At 58.8% G+C, this 18,800-nt stretch carries 13 protein-coding genes and 2 pseudogenes; 13 read left to right on the top strand and 2 right to left on the bottom strand.

Going from position 1 to position 18,800, the window contains the following annotated elements; genetic code table 11:
• Nucleotides 1-39: 39 nt before the first annotated feature.
• Complete coding sequence (locus VQ830_RS18145; protein ID WP_337269557.1) at nt 40-765, bottom strand: GntR family transcriptional regulator; 726 nt, start codon at nt 763-765, stop codon at nt 40-42.
• Between the two features lie 140 nt (nt 766-905).
• Here VQ830_RS18145 and VQ830_RS18140 point away from each other — a divergent pair, with 140 nt between their 5' ends.
• The 7 genes from VQ830_RS18140 (at nt 906) to VQ830_RS18110 (ending at nt 9,644) form a co-directional block, all read left to right on the top strand.
• Complete coding sequence (locus VQ830_RS18140) at nt 906-2,222, top strand: M20 family metallopeptidase (RefSeq protein WP_337269556.1); 1,317 nt, start codon at nt 906-908, stop codon at nt 2,220-2,222.
• 17 nt (nt 2,223-2,239) lie between these two features.
• Nucleotides 2,240-3,793 (top strand): ABC transporter substrate-binding protein, encoded by a 1,554-nt coding sequence (locus VQ830_RS18135; protein ID WP_337269555.1) that lies wholly within the window; start codon nt 2,240-2,242, stop codon nt 3,791-3,793.
• A gap of 61 nt (nt 3,794-3,854) precedes the next feature.
• Complete coding sequence (locus VQ830_RS18130) at nt 3,855-4,802, top strand: ABC transporter permease (protein WP_337269554.1); 948 nt, start codon at nt 3,855-3,857, stop codon at nt 4,800-4,802.
• Entirely contained in the window at nt 4,795-5,619 is an 825-nt protein-coding gene (locus VQ830_RS18125; protein ID WP_337269553.1) for an ABC transporter permease, read from the top strand. Before VQ830_RS18130 ends, VQ830_RS18125 begins: the two co-directional genes overlap by 8 nt.
• 10 nt (nt 5,620-5,629) lie before the next feature.
• Complete coding sequence (gene nikE / locus VQ830_RS18120) at nt 5,630-7,270, top strand: nickel ABC transporter ATP-binding protein NikE (RefSeq protein ID WP_337269552.1); 1,641 nt, start codon at nt 5,630-5,632, stop codon at nt 7,268-7,270.
• A 23-nt stretch (nt 7,271-7,293) separates the two neighbouring features.
• Nucleotides 7,294-8,514, top strand: coding sequence for a M20 family metallopeptidase (locus tag VQ830_RS18115; protein WP_337269551.1), 1,221 nt, complete (start codon nt 7,294-7,296; stop codon nt 8,512-8,514).
• Between the two features lie 2 nt (nt 8,515-8,516).
• On the top strand, nt 8,517-9,644 hold the full coding sequence (locus VQ830_RS18110; RefSeq protein WP_337269550.1) for a M24 family metallopeptidase: 1,128 nt from the start codon (nt 8,517-8,519) through the stop codon (nt 9,642-9,644).
• Between the two features lie 180 nt (nt 9,645-9,824).
• Here VQ830_RS18110 and VQ830_RS18105 read toward each other — a convergent pair whose 3' ends face one another.
• Nucleotides 9,825-12,200, bottom strand: coding sequence for a helix-turn-helix transcriptional regulator (locus VQ830_RS18105; protein ID WP_337269549.1), 2,376 nt, complete (start codon nt 12,198-12,200; stop codon nt 9,825-9,827).
• 150 nt (nt 12,201-12,350) lie between these two features.
• Between VQ830_RS18105 and VQ830_RS18100 the strand changes: the two genes are divergently transcribed.
• The 6 genes and pseudogenes from VQ830_RS18100 (at nt 12,351) to VQ830_RS18075 (ending at nt 18,760) form a co-directional block, all read left to right on the top strand.
• Nucleotides 12,351-13,379 carry an ABC transporter permease gene (locus VQ830_RS18100; RefSeq protein WP_337269548.1) on the top strand — a complete coding sequence of 343 codons (1,029 nt, stop codon included), beginning with the start codon at nt 12,351-12,353 and terminating at the stop codon, nt 13,377-13,379.
• Nucleotides 13,379-14,260 carry an ABC transporter permease gene (locus VQ830_RS18095; RefSeq protein ID WP_337269547.1) on the top strand — a complete coding sequence of 294 codons (882 nt, stop codon included), beginning with the start codon at nt 13,379-13,381 and terminating at the stop codon, nt 14,258-14,260. Before VQ830_RS18100 ends, VQ830_RS18095 begins: the two co-directional genes overlap by 1 nt.
• 3 nt (nt 14,261-14,263) lie before the next feature.
• The gene (nikE, locus tag VQ830_RS18090) at nt 14,264-15,910 is read left to right on the top strand and encodes a nickel ABC transporter ATP-binding protein NikE (RefSeq protein WP_337269546.1); all 1,647 of its coding nucleotides are present in this window, start codon (nt 14,264-14,266) and stop codon (nt 15,908-15,910) included.
• A 13-nt stretch (nt 15,911-15,923) separates the two neighbouring features.
• Nucleotides 15,924-16,889 (top strand): annotated as a pseudogene (locus VQ830_RS18085) (hydantoinase/oxoprolinase N-terminal domain-containing protein); the annotation flags it as partial.
• A gap of 37 nt (nt 16,890-16,926) precedes the next feature.
• A pseudogene (locus tag VQ830_RS18080) lies at nt 16,927-17,637 on the top strand (hydantoinase/oxoprolinase family protein); the annotation flags it as partial.
• Nucleotides 17,630-18,760: an S-methyl thiohydantoin desulfurase family protein gene (locus tag VQ830_RS18075; protein ID WP_337269545.1), complete on the top strand. Its 1,131-nt coding sequence runs from the start codon at nt 17,630-17,632 to the stop codon at nt 18,758-18,760. The pseudogene VQ830_RS18080 and the gene VQ830_RS18075, both read left to right, overlap by 8 nt.
• The last annotated feature ends 40 nt before the right edge of the window (nt 18,761-18,800 follow it).

Raw genomic sequence — 18,800 nt, 5'->3', positions numbered from 1 at the left:
AAGAATCTCCAACCTGCCTGCCCAAAGTTCCGAGATGGTTCATTTGATTTCGTGAACATAACGGTGGTTCGCTGTCGTTGATCGATGCGTGGATGCCAAGACCGGGACCGCCGACTGATCATATGCAACTTCGTCGATCAAGAGGATCGGCGCGGGGAGTCGGAGCTCAAGCCATTTGGCATCGTCATCATCTGCAAGATCGGCGGAGATCTGTTCTCGAACAGCGGAGATCCTGATGCCATATCGGTCGAGAAGGTAGAGATAAAAGAGCGGCGGGATCTCATCTTTATCGTGGGTGAAGTCAGGCAAACTTGTTTCGGCGAGCACCAAAGTCTCGTGCATGACCGGCTTGCCATCCACGTCTCGGACACGATGGAATCGGATCACGGCATCATAGTCGTTAATTTGCAGCTTAGCTGCATCCTGCGTGCCTGCCGGCCCACGCTCTAACGACGTGACCCTGGTGACAGAATGCTGCAGCGATCCGTCCAAGCCATGAAGTCGAAAATACTGAAAAAAGAACCTAAGGCTATGGGCAGGTGTCCGGCCAGTGACCACAGTTCCGGTTTTTCGTCGCCGGCTGAGCAGCCCCTCATTCGTCAGATCGGTCAGCGCCCGGCGGATGGTGCCGACAGCCACGCCAAATTGCTGTGACAAGGCGATCTCGCTCGGCAAGACCATGCCGGCTTCCCACTGACCCAGCATGATCGCTTCGGTGAACTGGCGCTTGACGACCTCGTACAGTGGCACAGAGAGCTCGGACATTTTCGAGCCTGCTATAAAATTGGGCACTTCAGCCAATGATTTGCCTCTTCTTTGGAGTTGACACGTCACAGAGAGCTGCGCTCTATTACTATATAGTTTATATTAATTCGCAAGCCAAAGAGCTGCGCTGGAGGGTGTTGATGTCCGATCAGCAGGCGGGTCCGCCGCATACTGGTTTAGAGCTGGGCATGACAGCGGTCGAGCAGGATGTCGAGATCGCCGTGGCCGATCTTGCACGCATGATCGAGGTCGATACGTCCTTCCCTCCCGGAGAGAATTACGATGCGTTTGCGGACCTGATGCAGGATCTGCTCGCGCCATTGAACTTCGATTTTGCACGCGTGAGGGTGCCGGAGGAGCTTTGGAAGGTCGAGGTTGGTCCGGCTTTCGGTGCGCGCACCAATCTTGTCGCCTCGCGCGAAAGCGGAAAGCCGGTTCTTGGTCTCTATTACCATGTCGATACCGTTCCGGTCACACCTGGCTGGCAGCGCGATCCGCTGAAACTCACTATCGAAGACAGTAAGCTCTACGGGCTCGGCGCCGCCGACATGAAGGGGACTATTGCCGCGACGCTTTTGGCGCTCCGGTCTGCGGAAAAGGCCGGTGTTGATCTGGCCTTCGATCCAATGCTGCTTCTGTGTACTGACGAGGAGGGCGGGCTTTATCCAGGCATTCGCTATCTCGCCGAACAGGGCATGCTGAAGGGCCACATCCTCAATTTCAACGGCTCGGCCGCGCCGCGTGTTTGGGCTGGCTGTTTCGGCATTTTCAACCTGCAACTGACGATCCGCGGCCATTCCGTGCATGCCGGCGAGGGGAATCGCACCGGGGCGGGCATCAATGCGATAGAGGGCGCGCTGCCGGTCATGACCGCGCTGATGGGACTAAAGAATGTGGTTGCTGCCCGAGCCTCGGCACTTGCTCCGCCACCTCATTCAACAGGACCGCTGCGCCCGCAGCTGACTATCGCTGCCATCGAGGGCGGTACGGCCGGCGGCCAGGTCCCGGCCGAGGTCAAGGTTCTTATTAGCCGCCGTTATGCGCCGGAAGAAAACTATGATGAGGCACGCGCCGAGATTGAAGACGCCATCAACAAGGTTGCCGCCGAAATGCCGGACCTTGGCTTGGGCATTGATCTTGTCGGCCATTTGATCCCAACCTCTGACGCCGATGGGCCGCACTGGCCGCGCTGGCAAAGGGCGTTATCAGAGGGCTTCGGATACAAGCCTGAAGATTTTCAAAAGTGGGGCGCGGCAAGTTGCTCCGACTTCGGTTATGTCCAAAGGACCGGCTTTACGCGTGAGGTGCTGCTTGGCGGCCTTGGCCGCCCGGAAAGCTGTATCCACAGCCCGGACGAACACACAACGAAGCAGGACATCGTCGCGCTCGCCAAAAGCATCCTGGCTTACCTTGCAGCGGATTTTGCACCCGACCTCAATCCAGAAACGCGTCCATAACCTGAAGGGGACCACGCATGCTCGAAATGAAAAGACGTTTTTTTCTTGCTGGCACGGCTGCAATCTTTGCGGCTCCCGTCGTCGGTCCTGCTTTCGCTGCCGTGCCCCCGGCCAGGGGCGGCACGCTGAGGGTGTCGATCGACCAGGCGGCCAGTGTCATTCATCCCTTGCTGACGCGTGTAAACCCGGAATACCTCATCAGCGAACTGCTCTACAGCAACCTGACCCGTCTCAAGGTCGACATGTCGGTCGAGCCTGACCTTGCTGAAAGTTGGAGCGCCAATGCCGATCTAACCGAATGGACGTTCAAGCTTCGTTCCGGCGTGAAGTTTCATGACGGGTCCGCCTTCTCGTCCAATGACGTCGTGGCTACCATCAAGGCTATTCTCGACCCGGCCAATGCTTCGCCCGGGCGCAACAATATTGGCCCAATCGCTTCGGTCTCTGCCATCGATCCGCAGACCGTCAGCTTCAAGCTTTCCGGCCCCTATGCCGACCTTCCCGTCGCGCTGGCCTACACCAATGCCCGCATCATCCCGGCTACGATCGCCACCGGAGATTTCAAGAGCCTGTCAACCAAAGCCGTCGGCACCGGGCCGTTCATGCTGAAGTCCTATGAGCCCGATCGTCTGATCGTCGTCGAGCGCAACCCGGCCTATTACGATCCGGCGCGCCCCTATCTCGATCGTATCGAAGTTCTTGTCTTCCCGGATTTGTCGGCCGAGGGGTCCTCGCTCATCTCCGGCGATACCGACATTATGTCGACCGTGCAGCCGACCGAATTCCTGCGTCTGAAAGACAGCGACGGCGTCGACACGTTACGCGTGGCCTCGGGCCAGTTCTGCAATATCAACTTCGGCTGCGACACGGCACCGTTCAACGATCCACGCGTGCGACGCGCTATCGCACTGACGGTCGATCGACAGGCGATGGTCGATTTCGTTACTGAAGGATTTGGCACACCGGGCAACGATACGCCGCTCAACGCCTCTTACCAGTTCTTCAAGCCAGTTGCGACGCGCGAGCAGAATATTGCTGATGCCAAGAAGCTGCTGGCTGAGGCCGGTCATCCGAATGGCTTTGAGGCGACCCTCATCGCTTCCGACCGGCCATCGGTCCGCGGACAGCTGGCGATCGCCATTCGTGAAATGGCCAAGGAAGCCGGTATCACCATCAACGTGCAGACGATGCCTCATGCGACCTATCTCGATCAGGTCTGGAAGAAGGGTTCGTTCTACGTCGGTTTCTACAATATGCAAGCGACACCGGATGGCATTTTCAAGCTTCTCTACACGTCAGATGCTTCATGGAACGAGACACGCTGGAACAACAAGGCTTTTGACGCTCTCGTCGCCGAAGCTCGCGGCACGACCGACAAGGACAAGCGAACCGAGCTTTATACCAAGGCCCAAGCTTTGATGAATGAGGAGGTGCCGTCGATCATCCCGGCCTTCTTCGACGTGCTTGCTGCAAAACGTAGCTGGGTCCAAGGTTTTGAAGCCCATCCGCGTGCCTCAGTCTTCCGCCTCGACTACGTCTCCTTGACCGACAAGGCACCAAAACGCAGCTGAGAACGCAGTTCCGGGCGCGGCACCTCCGGGCCCGGTTCTCTCTTGAACCAAGGGAAAAGTCGTGTCCGCGAATTACCTGCTCAAACGATTGCTGATGATCGTCTACACACTGTTCGTGGTGTCGCTGATCGTCTTTGCAATCACGCAAGTGCTGCCGGCCGATGCAGCCGTGATGATGCTCGGCGAGCATGCCACGGCCGAAGCGCTCGATGCGCTCCGCCAAACGATGGGCCTCAATGCGCCTGTCTGGGTGCAATACGGCCACTGGCTCTGGGCTCTCCTGCACGGCGATTTCGGAACGTCGTTGCGCACCGGGCAGCCAATCGGGCCTGCCATGTTCAGCGCGCTCGGGCGTTCCCTACTGCTTGCTTTCCTGTCCATCGGCCTGATGCTGATCCTCGCGATCCCGCTCGGGATTATCGCCGCCGTCCGCCGCGGCAAGGTCGCGGATATGGTCGTTAGCCTCATCTCCTATCTTGGTGTTGCCCTACCGGAATTCGTCACCGCCACTGTCGCCGTCCTTGTTCTTGCAGATTGGCTAAAATGGTTGCCGCCGACCGGTTATGTGCCGATGACCGAGGACTTTTTCGGAGCGATCGCCCATCTCGTCCTGCCGGTCTGCGTCATTTCCGTCATCCTTATCGCCCATGTCTCTCGCATGGTGCGCTCGGAGTTGGTCGATGTGCTGCATACCGATTATGTCCGCGCCGCTCGGCTGAAGGGCATGTCGCGTGGAACGGTTCTGCGCCGCCATGCTCTGCGCAATGCGCTTCTGCCAACGATTACTATTGTCGCGCTCGATGTCGGTTATCTGCTCGGCGGCGTCATCGTCGTCGAAGAAATTTTTGCCATACCAGGGATCGGCCGCGAGCTGATTGTCGCCATCCAAGCCCGTGACCTGCCGGTCATCCAGGCTGGCGTGCTGATCATGGCCGGCACCTATTCCATCGTCAATTTCATCGCCGACATGCTCTACGCGGTGCTCGACAAGAGAATTCAGTATGATTGAGTTCATGAAACGTCTTGTGCGCACCCCGCAGGGTGCCGTCGGTCTCTTTGTTGTCGTGCTGGTTCTTTTGATCGTCATCTTCGGACCGATGCTCGCTCCCAACGATCCGGAAAAGATGGCTCCGCTTGCCCGCTACAAGGCGCCGAGCCTTACCTATCTGCTCGGCACTGACCAGTACGGTCGTGATATCTTCAGCCGCCTCCTGATCGGCGCTCGCGCTACTGTCGTCATGGCGGTGCTGGCGACCGTGATAGGAACGCTGGTTGGCGCGCTGATCGGCACGACCTCCGCCTTCCTTGGCGGCCGTGCCGATGAATTCATCATGCGCACCATTGATGCCGTCATGGCGATTCCGAGCCTTCTTTTCGCTCTGCTCGTCGTCAACCTGCTTGGTTCAAGCACTGTCAACGCCCTTGTGGCTGTCGCGATAGCCTTTGCGCCCGGGATGGCCCGTATTACGCGAAGCGTGGCGCTCTCCGTGCGCAAGCAGGACTATGTCAGCGCCGCCATGGCGCGCGGTGAAAGCTCGGCCTTCATCATCCGCCACGAAATGCTGCCCAATGTCATCGCGCCCATCATCGTCGAGATGACCATCCGTATCTCCTTCGCAATCATGTTGTTCGCCACGCTGTCCTTCCTGGGGCTCGGCGCTCAGCCGCCAGCCGCTGAATGGGGCCTGATGGTGTCCGAAGCGCGCCGCTACATGCACCTTTCCGCCGGCATCCTAATCTGGCCAAGCGCTGCAATCGCGCTCGCCTCGATCGGCTTCAACCTGCTCGGCGACGGGCTGCGCGATGCGCTTAACCCACGCACATGAGGTAGGCATAATGTCAAACAGCCCAGATATGCCTATTCTCGACATTAAGAACTACAGCCTCGACTACGAGACGGCGAAGGGTGCATTCCACGCGCTAAAGGAAGTCAACCTGTCGATCTCCCGCGGTGAGATCCTTGGTCTCGTCGGCGAGTCCGGTTCAGGGAAGACGTCACTCGCATGGTCGATCATGCGGTATCTGTCGAAGAACGCCCGTGAGGTGAGCGGAGAGATCTTGCTCGGTGCCAAGAACTTGCTTGCCATGTCGGATGCCGAAGTCGAGGCAATGCGCGGCCAGCGGATCAGTATGGTGTTTCAAGATCCAAGCACGTCGCTCAACCCCACCTTGTCACTCGGAACACAGCTATCCGAGGTCCTGGTACGTCATCGCGGCCTGACACGCAAACAGGCCTGGGCCGAGGGGGAGGCGATGCTGGCGCATGTCAGATTGAAAACACCGGCCGACATGATGCGGCGCATGCCGCATGAGGCATCCGGCGGCGAAAAACAGCGCGTCGTCATCGCGTCGGCCTTCGCCTGTAATCCCGAATGCATCATCTTCGACGAACCGACGACCGCCCTTGACGTGATCACCTCGCGGCAGATCCTCGACCTCTTTGTCGAACTGCAGGCCGCAACGGGTGTTGCTTCGCTCTATATATCCCACGATCTGGCGCTCGTATCGCGCACTGCAAGCCGCGTGGCCGTTATCCGGCGTGGTGAAATCGTGGAGCAGGGCCCCGTGCGCGAGATCTTTGCCAATCCGCGTGAAGCTTACACCCGCGAACTCTGTGCCGCAGTGCCCAATCCCTCAAGGCGGCTGGTCAGCGACAACGTTGGCGTTGCAAGAAGTGGAGGAGAACCGCTGGTCCGAGTTGAGAATGTCAGCGTATACTATGGTCGCAAGCCGCTCCTTGCCTCGCTGACCGGCAAGGCGTTCACGCGCGTAAAGGGCAACAACGCAGTCACCCTCAGTGTCAACGAGGGCGAAATTCTCGGGATTGTCGGTGAGTCCGGCTCTGGAAAATCGACGCTGGCCAAGGCGATGACCGGCCTCAATCCTTTTGAGGGAAAAATCTGGTTCGACGGAAAGCCGATCGGCGGCCTCTCGGACATGGATACGGGCTATCGCAAGGACGTGCAGATCATCTTTCAGCATCCGGACGCCTCTCTCAATCCACGTCACAGGATCGGCGAGATCCTCTCGCGGCCGCTGAAGCTTTATGGTGACGGGAGCAATATTACCCAGCAGGTTGGCGAGATGCTGGAAAAGGTACGTCTACCGCGAACGCATTCGGATCGTTATCCGCACCAGCTTTCCGGCGGTGAGAAGCAGCGCGTTGCGATCGCCCGCGCCTTTGCTTCCAAACCGAGGCTGGTGATCTGCGACGAGATCACCTCGGCGCTTGACGTGTCGGTCCAGGCCTCGATCGTCGAGCTTCTGCTTGATTTGCAGAAGGCCAGCAACGCGGCCTATCTGTTCATCACCCACGATCTGAACCTGATCCGCCAGATCGCTCACCGGATTGCCGTGATGTATCGCGGCGACCTGGTCGAGATCGCGCCGGCCACAGCGATCGATAGTCCGGAGCGCGCCGACTATACCCGCCGCCTTATTGCAGCGGTGCCTCTACCGGCAGGCTCGAAAACGTAATGTCTGAACAAAGGAGCGTGACAATGGACCCGAAGTCCCTGGTGGAACGGATCGATGAAAAGGCCTGCCTCGACTTCCTGTCGAAGATGGTCCAGCACAAGAGCCATTCGGAAACAGAAGGTGAGAAGGATCTTGCCCGCTGGATGGCCCAGGAGCTTGAAAAGATCGGCGTCAAAGCCGAGCTTCAGGCTTTCGACGAAGGTCGCCGCTTCAATACGATCGGTCGCCTGAAGGGCCAGGGCGGCGGCAAGAGCCTGCTGTTCAACGGCCATCTTGATACCAACCCGGTCACCGAGGGCTGGACCGTCGACCCTTATGCCGGTCTGGTTGATGACCATTTTATCTACGGAATCGGCGTTTCCAACATGAAGGCTGGCGATGCAGCCTATTTCTGTGCCGTGAAGACGCTGCTTGAGGCCGGCGTAAAGCTCAAGGGTGACGTCATCCTCACATTCGTCGTTGGCGAATTGCAAGGCGGTGTCGGCACGCTTGCCGCAATTCACAGCGGCGTAAAGGCCGACTATTTCATTAACAGTGAGCCAAGCGATCTTGTTGCCGTCACCATGCATGCGGCAGCGCTCAGCTATGTCATAGAACTGACCGGAGACACCCGCCACCTCTCCAAACGCGAAGAATCCGTCGATGCCATCGCAGCCGCCTGCGATATTATTCCGCGGATCAATGCTATGACATTCAGCGGCGCGAGAAGTGAAGTGCACCGCTCGATCAATCGTGGCCATGTCGGCGTCGTGCACGGCGCGCTCGGCCGTGATCTCGAAGAGTGGCGCCCGCCCCAGGTGGCCGATTTCGTTCGCCTTAAGGGGTCGTGCCGCTATGCACCGGGACAGACGCAGGAAGGCGTGCTTGCCGATCTCGACAAGGAGTTGCGTGCGCTGGAAGGCCGCTTCCCAGGCCTGAAGGCCAAACTCGTTCCGGAAATGATCGAAGGTCGCCCCTTGATGCCGCCGTTCGAAGTTTCGCCTCAGTCGCGTATCGTCAAGTCGATCAATGCTGCCTATGAGGCTGTCCGCGGCAAAAAGCAGCCGACCGGCGCCATTACGCCGACACGCTTTTACGGGACGGATGCCGGCCATCTTTATCATGAGCTGGGTATGGAAGGCATCGTCTGCGGTCCGGGCGGGCGTTACAACACCATGCCGGACGAGCGCGTCGACATTGTCGACTTCCTCGACATGATTCGCATCTACATGCTGACCATTCTCGACATCTGCGAACCGGCCTGATCATGTTTACGGAGGCGGAATACCAGCGACGGAAGGCTTTGGCGCGGGCGGCGATGGATAAAGTCGCCGTCGATCTCCTGCTGATCGACAGCGGCGAGCTGCTCGCTTGGGCGACCGGTTATACCGTATCGGAAACCATGTACCGTGCGGCTTTTTTGCCGCGCGAGGGCGAGGGCTGGTTCACGCTACGCGCCCTAGACGCGGCGCCCTGCCGAGAGCAGAGCTGGATTTCTGACCTCGTTGCGTTTGGGGATGACGAGGATGGCGTGGCAGCTGTTGCGGCGAGCATCATCGCGCACGGTTTTGCAAGCGCGCGGATCGGTCTCGATACCCGTTCCTATAGTATGAATGCCGAAACATTCATGCGCCTAACGGCGCTTTTACCAGATGCGTATCTTGTGCCGATGCCGGGGGTGAGCGAGAGCCTCCGCTGGATAAAATCCGAAGCCGAGGTCGCCTTGTTGCGGAAGGCTTCTCAGATCGCAGACAAGGCGATGCTGGCGATCGCGCACCAGGCCAAACCCGGCATGGCGACGCGAGCTGCGGCGGCGATCGCTTCGGCTATCTTTCTGCAAGAAGGGGCTGATACCGGCGAGGTCGGTCCTGTGGTTAAGGCGTCCGGTAGCCATGAATTCCTGCACGGCGCTTTCAAGACGGAAACGATCGGCGAGGGGGACATCCTGCATATTGAATTGATCCCGCGTTTTGGAAACTACGGCGCGCGGATGATGCGCCCTGTCATGGTCGGCACGCCGCCGGCGGAACTTTCTGCGACCGCCGAAGCACTGGTGGCGTTGCAGGATAAGCAGATCGCTGCGATGAGACCCGGCGTTCTGGCTCGTGACGTGGATGCAATTATGCGACAAGGCGCGCTCGATGCGGATCTGCGGCCGCATTACAACAATGTCACTGCCTATACGCTTGGCATTTATACCCGCACGCCGCGCACCAGTGACTTCTCAAGAGTATTCCTGCCGACGTGCGATTGGGTGCTCGAGGAGGGAATGGTCTTTCATCTCTATGCCACCGCTCGAGGGCTTGGGTTCAGCGAGACTGTCGTCGTGACAAAGGACCGTGGGCTCCGCCTGACCACATGCCCAAGGCAGATCCTACGGCATTCGATCTTGTAAACTTGCTCCACCGTCAAGATCTGGTTCGGCTGCTGCCATCTCCACTGTGATCTTCGTTGTCGGCACCATGCCTGCCCATGTCTTACATGCAGGATGCGGGGCGTTCGAGCGTGATAGCGCTGCCAAGTAATCTTCGTCATTAAGATCCCTCCGGCAGAGAAGGGTTTATCGCATCCGCCTTCAAAGCCATCCAAGTGCTTTGGCAGCTCGAAGTGCCTCTGAACGACGGTTGCAGCCAAGTTTTCGGAAAAGGTTTCCGATGTGGAATTTCACAGTGACCTCTGAAATATTCACGGTGTGGGCGATCTTTTTGTTTGGCATGCCGGCAGCAATAAGATGCAGCATTTGTGTTTCGCGCTGTGACAACCCCCCATGCAATGCACGCGCTTGCGGCGTATTGATCGAGGCTGCAAAAATCACTAGCGCACTACGCACGTCTGACGAGGTCTCGATAAACGCGCGTATGCGCCGGTCATTGAGAAGCGGTGACAGGAAGAGCCTTTCTTCAGAAAGTACGCCGTGGCAGCCGAGGCGGGCTGCCGATTGAAGCGCCGACAGGAGCAGTGGACGAGCTGCAGCATTGTCGCGACGCTGATGAGCCATATACGCTTGCCATAGTTGTAAGGCCACTTTCTCGCGATTGGTCACTTTCGGATTGGCGATCAGCGCATCGAGCTGCCGCGGCAGATAAGGGCGCGGCGTCGAGACATGTACCGCATCTCTCAGCCACGCCATCGCGTAGGCGATGTCATCGCGGCGCGACAGTCGCGTTAGCTCTTCGACGGCGCTATCCACCCAATTGCGGCCAATCGGCATACGGATGGCGCTGAGCGTTGCCTGCGCATCCACCCAGCGGTTAGCATTCTGGTAGGCAATCGCTGTTCTGATCTCCATCATTGCATGGAATTGCAGGCCTTCCGACAGATGTATCCAAAGCCCGTCAAGAAAGCCCGGCCTTATCGTCATCGAGAAATGGTCGGAGAGAACCTGTGAGGCATAGCCCAAGGCGAACTGCATCAGCGTTGGCCAGATCTCGGCGGCGGCAAAGGCCTCAAACTCGTCGTGCACGAAGTCGATGAGGTCGCGATGGCGGCCGGCCTCATACGAGAGGCAGGCTTCCGCCAGCCTTAGCATGCGGAACTCCTGTTCCGTTTGGTGCGGCACCGCCTCTAACCTGCTGCGGGCGTCTTTTGCAGCTCGCCGGGCCAGAAATACGTCGCCGCCCATCAGTCGCAGAACGGTCTGGTGTAGATGGATGAAGAATTCTAGAAGCGGTTGGCCACCCATTTGACGCAGATAGATCAAAGCGCGGGCGGCAGCGGCCTCCGCCTCACGAAAATTGCGCCGTCTGATCTCAAATTCTAAAATCGCATTGTAGTAAGCTGCCCACTTGCCATAGTCGCCAAGCGGGTAATCGGCCATGAACTCGCCAAGCCGGGTAATCATCGCGTCGGTCGGCGTCAGATCCTCGGCCATCATAAGGTTGAGGCGGAACGTCCGCGCGGCAAAGGAAAAGCGCGAGGTGCGCGTCAGCACCTTCAACGGATCAAGATAATCGTAGCCAAGGTGGCGAGCGACCAGATGGCGCACGCGCGGCAGCTCACCATGTTTCAGAAGTGCCCTACAGACGGCAAAAAGCACGATTTCGTTGGCTGCGATCATCTCCGGTGAGAAACGCATGACGATCGCATGGAAGGCAGTGACGTTGTTGCGATAAAGCAGTTCCAGACCCTGTGCGCGTTGCAGGATCTGCGCCGCATGCGCTTCGTAACCGTGGTCCAGAAGCAATTCCATCGCCTCAAGCGAACGATCGGCCATCTCCAGAGCCGAGGCGATTTCGACTGTTGCGCCAGCAGCCTTCAGCGTGGCTAAGCGTTCATCTACGGCAATTTTTAAAAGCCGAAGAAGATGACCATGTCTGTCCGGCGTTCGCAACAGGGCAGGAGGAATAAAGCCGGTCCATCCATCCAGCGCTGATGAGATTGATCTTGGGCTATCGAGCCAGAGGGAGATTTCAAGGGTCTGGCCGGGGGTGAGACCCGATAGCAGAGCCTCGCGCAGATAATCGACACAGCCCGCATCGTCAGCACGCGACAGAAGCGGCAGGAAACTTGGCCATCCGGCATAATCCGCCATCAGACGTGAACAGTCGGTGGAGGGAAGGGCGGCCAACTCCTCCTCTACAAAACTTAGATCGGCATTGCCGAACGTGACCAATCCCCAGTGGAGGATACGCCGTGCCAGCCCGCTGATACGTTGTTCAGGCCGGCAGGCAATCAGGATCGTTTTCGCGGCTTCAATGACAGGTGGCGAAAGACGGGCGGAGCGGGCAGCCGCCGGTACGTCCCAGACCAGCCAGCCGCCTTCGACATCGCTAACGCGCGGCCGCGGCCCGCTATAGACGCGTGCCCCGACTTGAGCGGCGACACGCCGAAGTAGAACAGACTTTCCGGCACCGGCAGACGCACGCAGGAAGACAGTAGCCGCGCGCTCTTCGATGATACGACGCTCAATCAAGGTACGCGGTAGAAGCGAGACCTTGTTGCGTGGGGGCATAGGTGAGGAAGGATCGAGCATTGCGGCGGTATAGCATAAGTCACGACCTATACCATGGCGCTAAAAATCTATACCTTCTACCAATTGTCGGCTGCGATCCGTTCATGAATGCTGAAGGCCAAGTCAGCGATGCACGAGGACCTGCCACTGATGCAGCAACACCCGTTCGTCGCGATTCTCACCCGGCTCGGCACCTTCGTGCTGGTGATGATCGCGCTCTCGATCATGATCTTCGTTTTGGCGCGTGTTGTGCCTGGAGACCCGGCGCGAATGGCGCTTGGCCCGGCGGCGACGCCGGAACAGGTGAATGTGCTTAGAAGTCAGATGGGCCTCGATCAGCCGCTGGCCATGCAGTATCTCGACTATGTCGACAAAGCATTGCGCGGCGATCTGGGCATGTCTCTGGTCTCTCAGCGCCCCGTTACCACCGATCTAGCCCAGACGGTGCCGGCGACGCTGGAACTGGTATTGGTATCGGTCATCTTCATGTTTGCCGTGGCAATCCCACTGGGTGTGCTAATTGCTCATTATCGTGATCGCGCGGTCGATCACATTGGCAGGCTCCTCTCGCTCACCGGCGTGACGATCCCAAGCTTTCTCTTTGCTATCACGCTTCAGCTTCTAGCCGCGCGCTATCTGACCAACTGGCCGATCATCGGCCGGCTCGACCATGGCCTCAACTGGTCCGGCGGTCCCACCGGTCTGCTTCTCATCGACGGCCTCCTAACGGGGCGGCCGGATGTTTCGCTCAATGCGCTGCAGCACCTCATTCTACCGGCCTTTGCGCTCTCCATGGCCGGCATCGGCCAGATCACCCGTATCACTCGTTCGGCAATGATCGAGAACCAGCGCAAGGACCATGTTCTGACATTGAAGAGCTTCGGCGTACCCGAGCGGGTCATCATCTTCAGCTACCTCCTGAAATTATCATCAATTGCACCGCTCACCATCATGGGGCTCGAATTTGCCTCGCTGATCGGCAACGCCTTTGTCATCGAGATGATCTTCGCCTGGGGCGGCTTTGCATCCTACGGCCTCAACGCCGTGCTGCAGAAGGATCTCAACGCCGTGACTGCCGTCGTCCTCGTTGCAGGCCTCTTCTTCATCGTCGCCAACCTGATCGTCGATGTCTTGGTCACGATCATAGACCCGCGCCTACGCCGGAAGGAGGCTCGCTGATGGCTGATCTGAAAATGCTCGACGCCTCCGACCGCGAGCTCTCCTCGCCATACATGATGTGGTATCGCTTCAGCCGCAATTCCTCCGCAGTAATCGGCACGCTGATACTCCTTTCGGTCGTCATTTTCGCGGTCTTCGCGCCCTACCTGACGCCTTTCCCAAAGCATGTTGGTGCGGTGGTGGATTTCCGCGCCCGACATATGGCACCTGATTGGATACACTGGTTCGGCACCGACAAGGCCGGTCGCGACATCTTTTCGCGGACTGTCTTCGGCCTGCGCATATCACTTCTACTTGTCATCGGTGTGCTTGGCATTTCCGTGCCAGTCGGCACCGTGCTTGGCCTGATCGCCGGTTATTTCGGCGGCTGGAGCGAGAGGCTGATCAGCGGCCTTACCAATGTGATGTTGGCCATGCCGCCGCTCGTCATGGCGCTCGCTGTTTCCAACCTGCTCGAGCCGAACCTGATGAACGCAATGATCGCCATCACGCTCCTCTGGTGGACCTGGCACGCTCGCCTCATCTACGCGGTGTCGAAGTCGATTGCCTCGGAGGACTATATCGAAGCCGCGCGCCTCGCCGGTGCCGGCCCCATCCACATCCTCTTCCGCGAAATCCTGCCGAACTGTATTCCGGTTCTATCGGTCAAGACGACGCTCGATGCTGCCTTCGTCATTCTCTTCGGCGCAACGCTCAGTTTCCTCGGCTTTGGCGTGAAGCCGCCAATTCCGGATCTTGGCTCAATGGTGGCCGATGGCCGGCAATTCATCCCTGATTACTGGTGGGAGGTGCTCTGCCCTGGCGCCGCTCTTCTTTACACCACGCTCGGCTTCAACCTTCTGGGCGACGGCCTGCGCGACATGTTCGACGTGGAGAGCTGATCGATGACGCAAACGCTTCTGAAGCTTGAAGGAATCGACGTCTCCTTCACCACCTATGGCCGCACGCGATCAGTGCTGAACAATGTCAGTTTTTCGGTTGCGGCCGGCGAGCGCGTCGCGCTGATTGGCGAAACCGGATCGGGCAAATCCGTCACGGCTAAGGCGATCATCGGCACGCTGCCTAAGAATGCTGCGATCACCTCCGGCTCGATTACCCTTTCCGGCCGCCAAGTCCTGGAAATGTCGCGCGGCGAGCGCGAGGCCATGAAGGGCAGCGCCTTTTCGCTGATCATGCAGGACCCGCTGTCGTCCTTCAATCCTGTCTTTAAAATCGGCACTCATCTCGATGACGTCATGCGCTTTGCTGACAAACGCGAAGGGAAAAGCTTTTCCAAGGCAGAGCGCCGCCAGCGCATCGCTGCCGTTCTGCGCCGCGTACAGCTTGCAGATGCCGACCGTGTGATGAACGCCTACCCGTCTGAGCTTTCGGGCGGCATGCGCCAGCGCGTGCTGATCGGGCTTGCGCTGTTGCATCAGCCGAAACTACTGATAGCAGACGAGCCAGGCACTGCCCTCGACGTCACGACACAGGATGAGATCCTTAACCTCATCAATCAGTTGGTGATCGAGGAAAACATGGCGCTGCTGATGATTACCCATAATCTGGGTGTCGTTCGCAAGGTCGCTGACCGTGTCGTCGTGATGCACCATGGCGATATCGTTGAGGCAGGCCTCTGTTCCGAAATCTTGAGGAATCCGAAGCAGGCGTATACCCGCTCGCTTCTCGATGCCGTCCCGCCTCTCTATGGCCCGAAGGTTCTCGACCTTCGACCGAGCGACGGGAAGCCGATCATCACCATCGAGGGCCTCAACAAGATCTATGGTCGCCGCAAAGGCTATCACGCGGTTCGTAACGTGACTCTGACGCTGAGGGAGGGCGAAATTTTCGGTCTCGCGGGCGAGTCCGGCTCCGGCAAGACCTCCGTTGCCCGTATCATCATGGGTCTCTCAAAGCCAACATCCGGCACAGTTTCCATGGGTTCGCTGGCATCGAGCAACGGGCGCCGGCTGACACAAATTGTCTACCAGAACCCCGGCACCTCCTTGAACCCCAAGCGCACGGTCAAGCAGACGCTGAGCCTGCCGCTAACGGCGATCGGCCTCGATGGTGTGGCGCGCCAGGCACGCCTGAGAGAGCTGATGGATCTCGTACGCCTACCGCAATCCTATCTCGGAAAATATCCGCACGAGCTTTCCGGCGGCCAGAAGCAGCGCGTCGCCATTGCCCGCGCGCTTGCCGCCGAGCCAAAGGTCCTCATCCTCGATGAGCCGACGGCGGCACTGGACGTCTCCGTCCAAAAAACCGTGATTGAGCTTTTGCTGCAATTGCGAAAGGAGCTTGGCCTCACCTACCTGATGATCAGCCACGACCTTTCGCTCATGCGCAATTTCTGCTCGCGCATCGCAATCATGCTGCGCGGCGAGATCGTTGAGAACGGTGCCACGACGGAAGTTTTTGCCAACCCCACCCATCCCTACACGCGAGCGCTGATTGCTGCGATTCCCGTCGTCACTGAAGAGGAAGAGCGAATGAAGCCGAGTGTGAGCGAGGAAGAGCGGATGCGCTTCCTCCTTAAGACCACAGATTAACGAGGAGGCTAACGTGTATCGCGTTGGAATTGATGTCGGCGGCACCAATACGGACGCTGCGGTTCTGAGAGACAAGACGGTCCTTGCTGGGGTTAAGGCCTCGACCACCGAAGACGTAACCTCCGGCGTTATCGAAGCGTTGGAAAAGGTGATCGAAGCATCGTGCATCGACCGTGCGCGCATCGGCGCGGTAATGATTGGTACTACGCATTTCACCAATGCCGTCATTGAACGCCGTCATATGGACGAGGTTGCAGCGATCCGGCTCGGCCTGCCTTCGGGTGCCGGCCTGCCGCCGATGGTCGACTGGCCGGATGATTTGCGCGAGATCGTGGGCAATCATGGCTACCAGGTAAAGGGTGGCTACGAGTTCGACGGGCGTGAACTTTCCGCTCTCGACGAAGATGAGATTGTTCGCATTGCAGGCGAGATCCGCGGGAGGAGCCTTAAGGCTGCCGCTGTTACGTGCGTTTTCTCCGGAATCAACGACCATATGGAGCTGCGCACCAGGGAAATCCTTCGGGCGCAGTGCCCTGGCCTGCCGGTCGTCATGTCAAAGGACATCGGCCGCCACGGCCTTTTGGCGCGCGAAAGCGCTGCCATTATGAATGCCAGCCTCTTATCGCTTGCCGACCGCACAGTGGCAGCCTTCAGCAAGGCCCTTGCTGCAGCTGGTATCACGTGCCCCTTCTACATCACTCAGAACGATGGCACGCTGATGGCGGCTGACGTTGTACGCGCCTTCCCGGTCCTGACCTTCGCATCCGGCCCGACGAATTCGATGCGTGGCGCAGCGTTCTTAACCGGTATCAAGGAAGCCGTCGTGGTCGACGTTGGCGGCACCACGTCCGACGTCGGCTCACTGTCGCACGGTTTTCCGCGTCAGGCTTCGACCACCGTCGATATTGGCGGCGTCCGAACCAATTTCCGCATGCCCGACGTCTTCTCGATCGGTCTTGGCGGCGGCTCTCTCGTTGTCGAAAAGGAACACGGTGTGGTCATAGGTCCTAAATCANTCACTGTCGCACGGTTTTCCGCGTCAGGCTTCGACCACCGTCGATATTGGCGGCGTCCGAACCAATTTCCGCATGCCCGACGTCTTCTCGATCGGTCTTGGCGGCGGCTCTCTCGTTGTCGAAAAGGAACACGGTGTGGTCATAGGTCCTAAATCAGTCGGCTACCGGGTTCGCCAGGAGGCGCTCTGCTTCGGCGGCAATACGCTGACGACCACGGACATTGCCGTTGCATCCGGTAAAGCCAACATCGGTAACAAGGCTCTGGTTGCTGGTCTCGACAAGCACCTTGTCGCGGCAGCAGCTGCCAAGATCGAGACCATGTTGGAAGCCTGCGTCGAGCGCAGCCGTATTTCCTCAACCCCAGTTCCGGTGATTGCGGTCGGCGGCGGCTCGATCCTGATGCCGGAAAAAATCGGCGACTTGACGGTCGTCCGCCCGGAAAACTTTGCCGTCGCCAACGCCGTGGGCGCTGCCATCGCTCAGATCAGCGGCGAGACGGATCGCGTCTTTTCGTTGGTTGATGGCCGCACGCGCGAAAGCGCTCTGGCCGAGGCAGAGGCTGAAGCCCGCGACAAGGCGATCGCCGCCGGAGCGCTTGCCGAAACTCTCGAAGTGATTGAGCGCGAGGATATGCCGCTTGCCTATCTGCCCGGCAATGCCACCCGCATTCACGTGAAAGTCGTCGGCGAAATGGGAGGCCACGATGCCTGATATGCGTAAACGCAAATATGATGAATCCGCACTTCGCACCGTGACGGCAGAAGATCTCGATGCGCTTGAAATCGGTGCCGGCATTCTCAGCACCGGCGGCGGCGGTAACCCATATATGGGTAAGCTCCTGGCGCTCGAAGCCCTGAAGGCCGGCTACAAGATGCAGATCCTGGCGACCGACGCGATCGAAAGCGATGCGCTTTGCATGTCGATCGGCGGCATCGGCGCCCCAGTTGTCGGCGTCGAGCGTTTGCGCGAAGGCCGGGAAGGCCTGCGCTGCCTTCGGGCAATGGAAGACCTGATCCGTACCCCGATCGACGCTATTGTTTGCGAGGAAATCGGCGGTGCCAACTCGATGAACCCGCTCGTCACGGGTGCGCTCGGGGATTTACCCGTTCTCGATTGTGATGGCATGGGCCGCGCTTTTCCGGAAATGCAGATGACGACCTTCTCCATCTATGGGCATTCATCCACGCCGTCCGTCATGTGCGACCTTCACGGCAATACCGTGATTTTCAGCCATGCGGTTTCGGAGGTCGGGCACGAACGGATGGCGCGCGCCTGCGTGGTTGCGCAAGGCGGTGCCGCAATGCTTGCGACTGCGCCGATGCAGGCCCATTACGTGCAACAGTATGGTATCCCAAAAAGCTATACGAAGGCGATTGCGCTTGGCGAAGCTGTCATCAAGGCCCGCAAGGCACAGGAAGATCCGATCACCGCGGTTTGCGATTTGGAAGGCGGCCGGCGGATCTTCAACGGCAAGATCACCGATCTTAAGCGCCACCTGCGGGGCGGTTTTGCCGTGGGCGATCTGGAGCTCTCCGGTTTCGACGATTGCGCCACCCAGATGGCCAGCGTCGCCATCCAGAACGAATTCCTAATCTTCAAACGCAATGGCAAGGTTGAGGTGACAGTCCCGGACTTGATCGTGCTTCTGGATGTCGATACCGGCTATCCGATCACCACCGAAATGCTGCGCTATGGCCAGCGGGTTGCCGTCGTGGCCATCCCTTGTCCCGATCTGTTGCGCTCCAGCCGGGCATTGGCCGTCGTCGGCCCTGAAGCCTTCGGCTATTCGGACATCCCGTTTTCGCCATTGCCAAGTGTAAGCCGAGCTTCTTGATCCACGCATAATTAACATAACGGAGCCCCTGGCCCGAAGA

It is taken from the genome of Oryzifoliimicrobium ureilyticum (assembly GCF_037199735.1).
Lineage (GTDB): Bacteria > Pseudomonadota > Alphaproteobacteria > Rhizobiales > Rhizobiaceae > Rhizobium > Rhizobium ureilyticus.
Note: the sequence above shows the minus strand (reverse complement) of the source record. Positions and strands in the feature narration are given on the sequence as shown.

Coding starts and splice junctions, on each gene's coding strand:
- VQ830_RS18145 (WP_337269557.1), bottom strand. CDS start 765: ATGTCCGAGCTCTCTGTGCCACTGTACGAGGTCGTCAAGCGCCAGTTC.
- VQ830_RS18140 (WP_337269556.1), top strand. CDS start 906: ATGTCCGATCAGCAGGCGGGTCCGCCGCATACTGGTTTAGAGCTGGGC.
- VQ830_RS18135 (WP_337269555.1), top strand. CDS start 2,240: ATGCTCGAAATGAAAAGACGTTTTTTTCTTGCTGGCACGGCTGCAATC.
- VQ830_RS18125 (WP_337269553.1), top strand. CDS start 4,795: ATGATTGAGTTCATGAAACGTCTTGTGCGCACCCCGCAGGGTGCCGTC.
- nikE (WP_337269552.1), top strand. CDS start 5,630: ATGTCAAACAGCCCAGATATGCCTATTCTCGACATTAAGAACTACAGC.
- VQ830_RS18115 (WP_337269551.1), top strand. CDS start 7,294: ATGGACCCGAAGTCCCTGGTGGAACGGATCGATGAAAAGGCCTGCCTC.
- VQ830_RS18110 (WP_337269550.1), top strand. CDS start 8,517: ATGTTTACGGAGGCGGAATACCAGCGACGGAAGGCTTTGGCGCGGGCG.
- VQ830_RS18105 (WP_337269549.1), bottom strand. CDS start 12,200: ATGCCCCCACGCAACAAGGTCTCGCTTCTACCGCGTACCTTGATTGAG.
- VQ830_RS18100 (WP_337269548.1), top strand. CDS start 12,351: ATGCAGCAACACCCGTTCGTCGCGATTCTCACCCGGCTCGGCACCTTC.
- VQ830_RS18095 (WP_337269547.1), top strand. CDS start 13,379: ATGGCTGATCTGAAAATGCTCGACGCCTCCGACCGCGAGCTCTCCTCG.
- nikE (WP_337269546.1), top strand. CDS start 14,264: ATGACGCAAACGCTTCTGAAGCTTGAAGGAATCGACGTCTCCTTCACC.
- VQ830_RS18075 (WP_337269545.1), top strand. CDS start 17,630: ATGCCTGATATGCGTAAACGCAAATATGATGAATCCGCACTTCGCACC.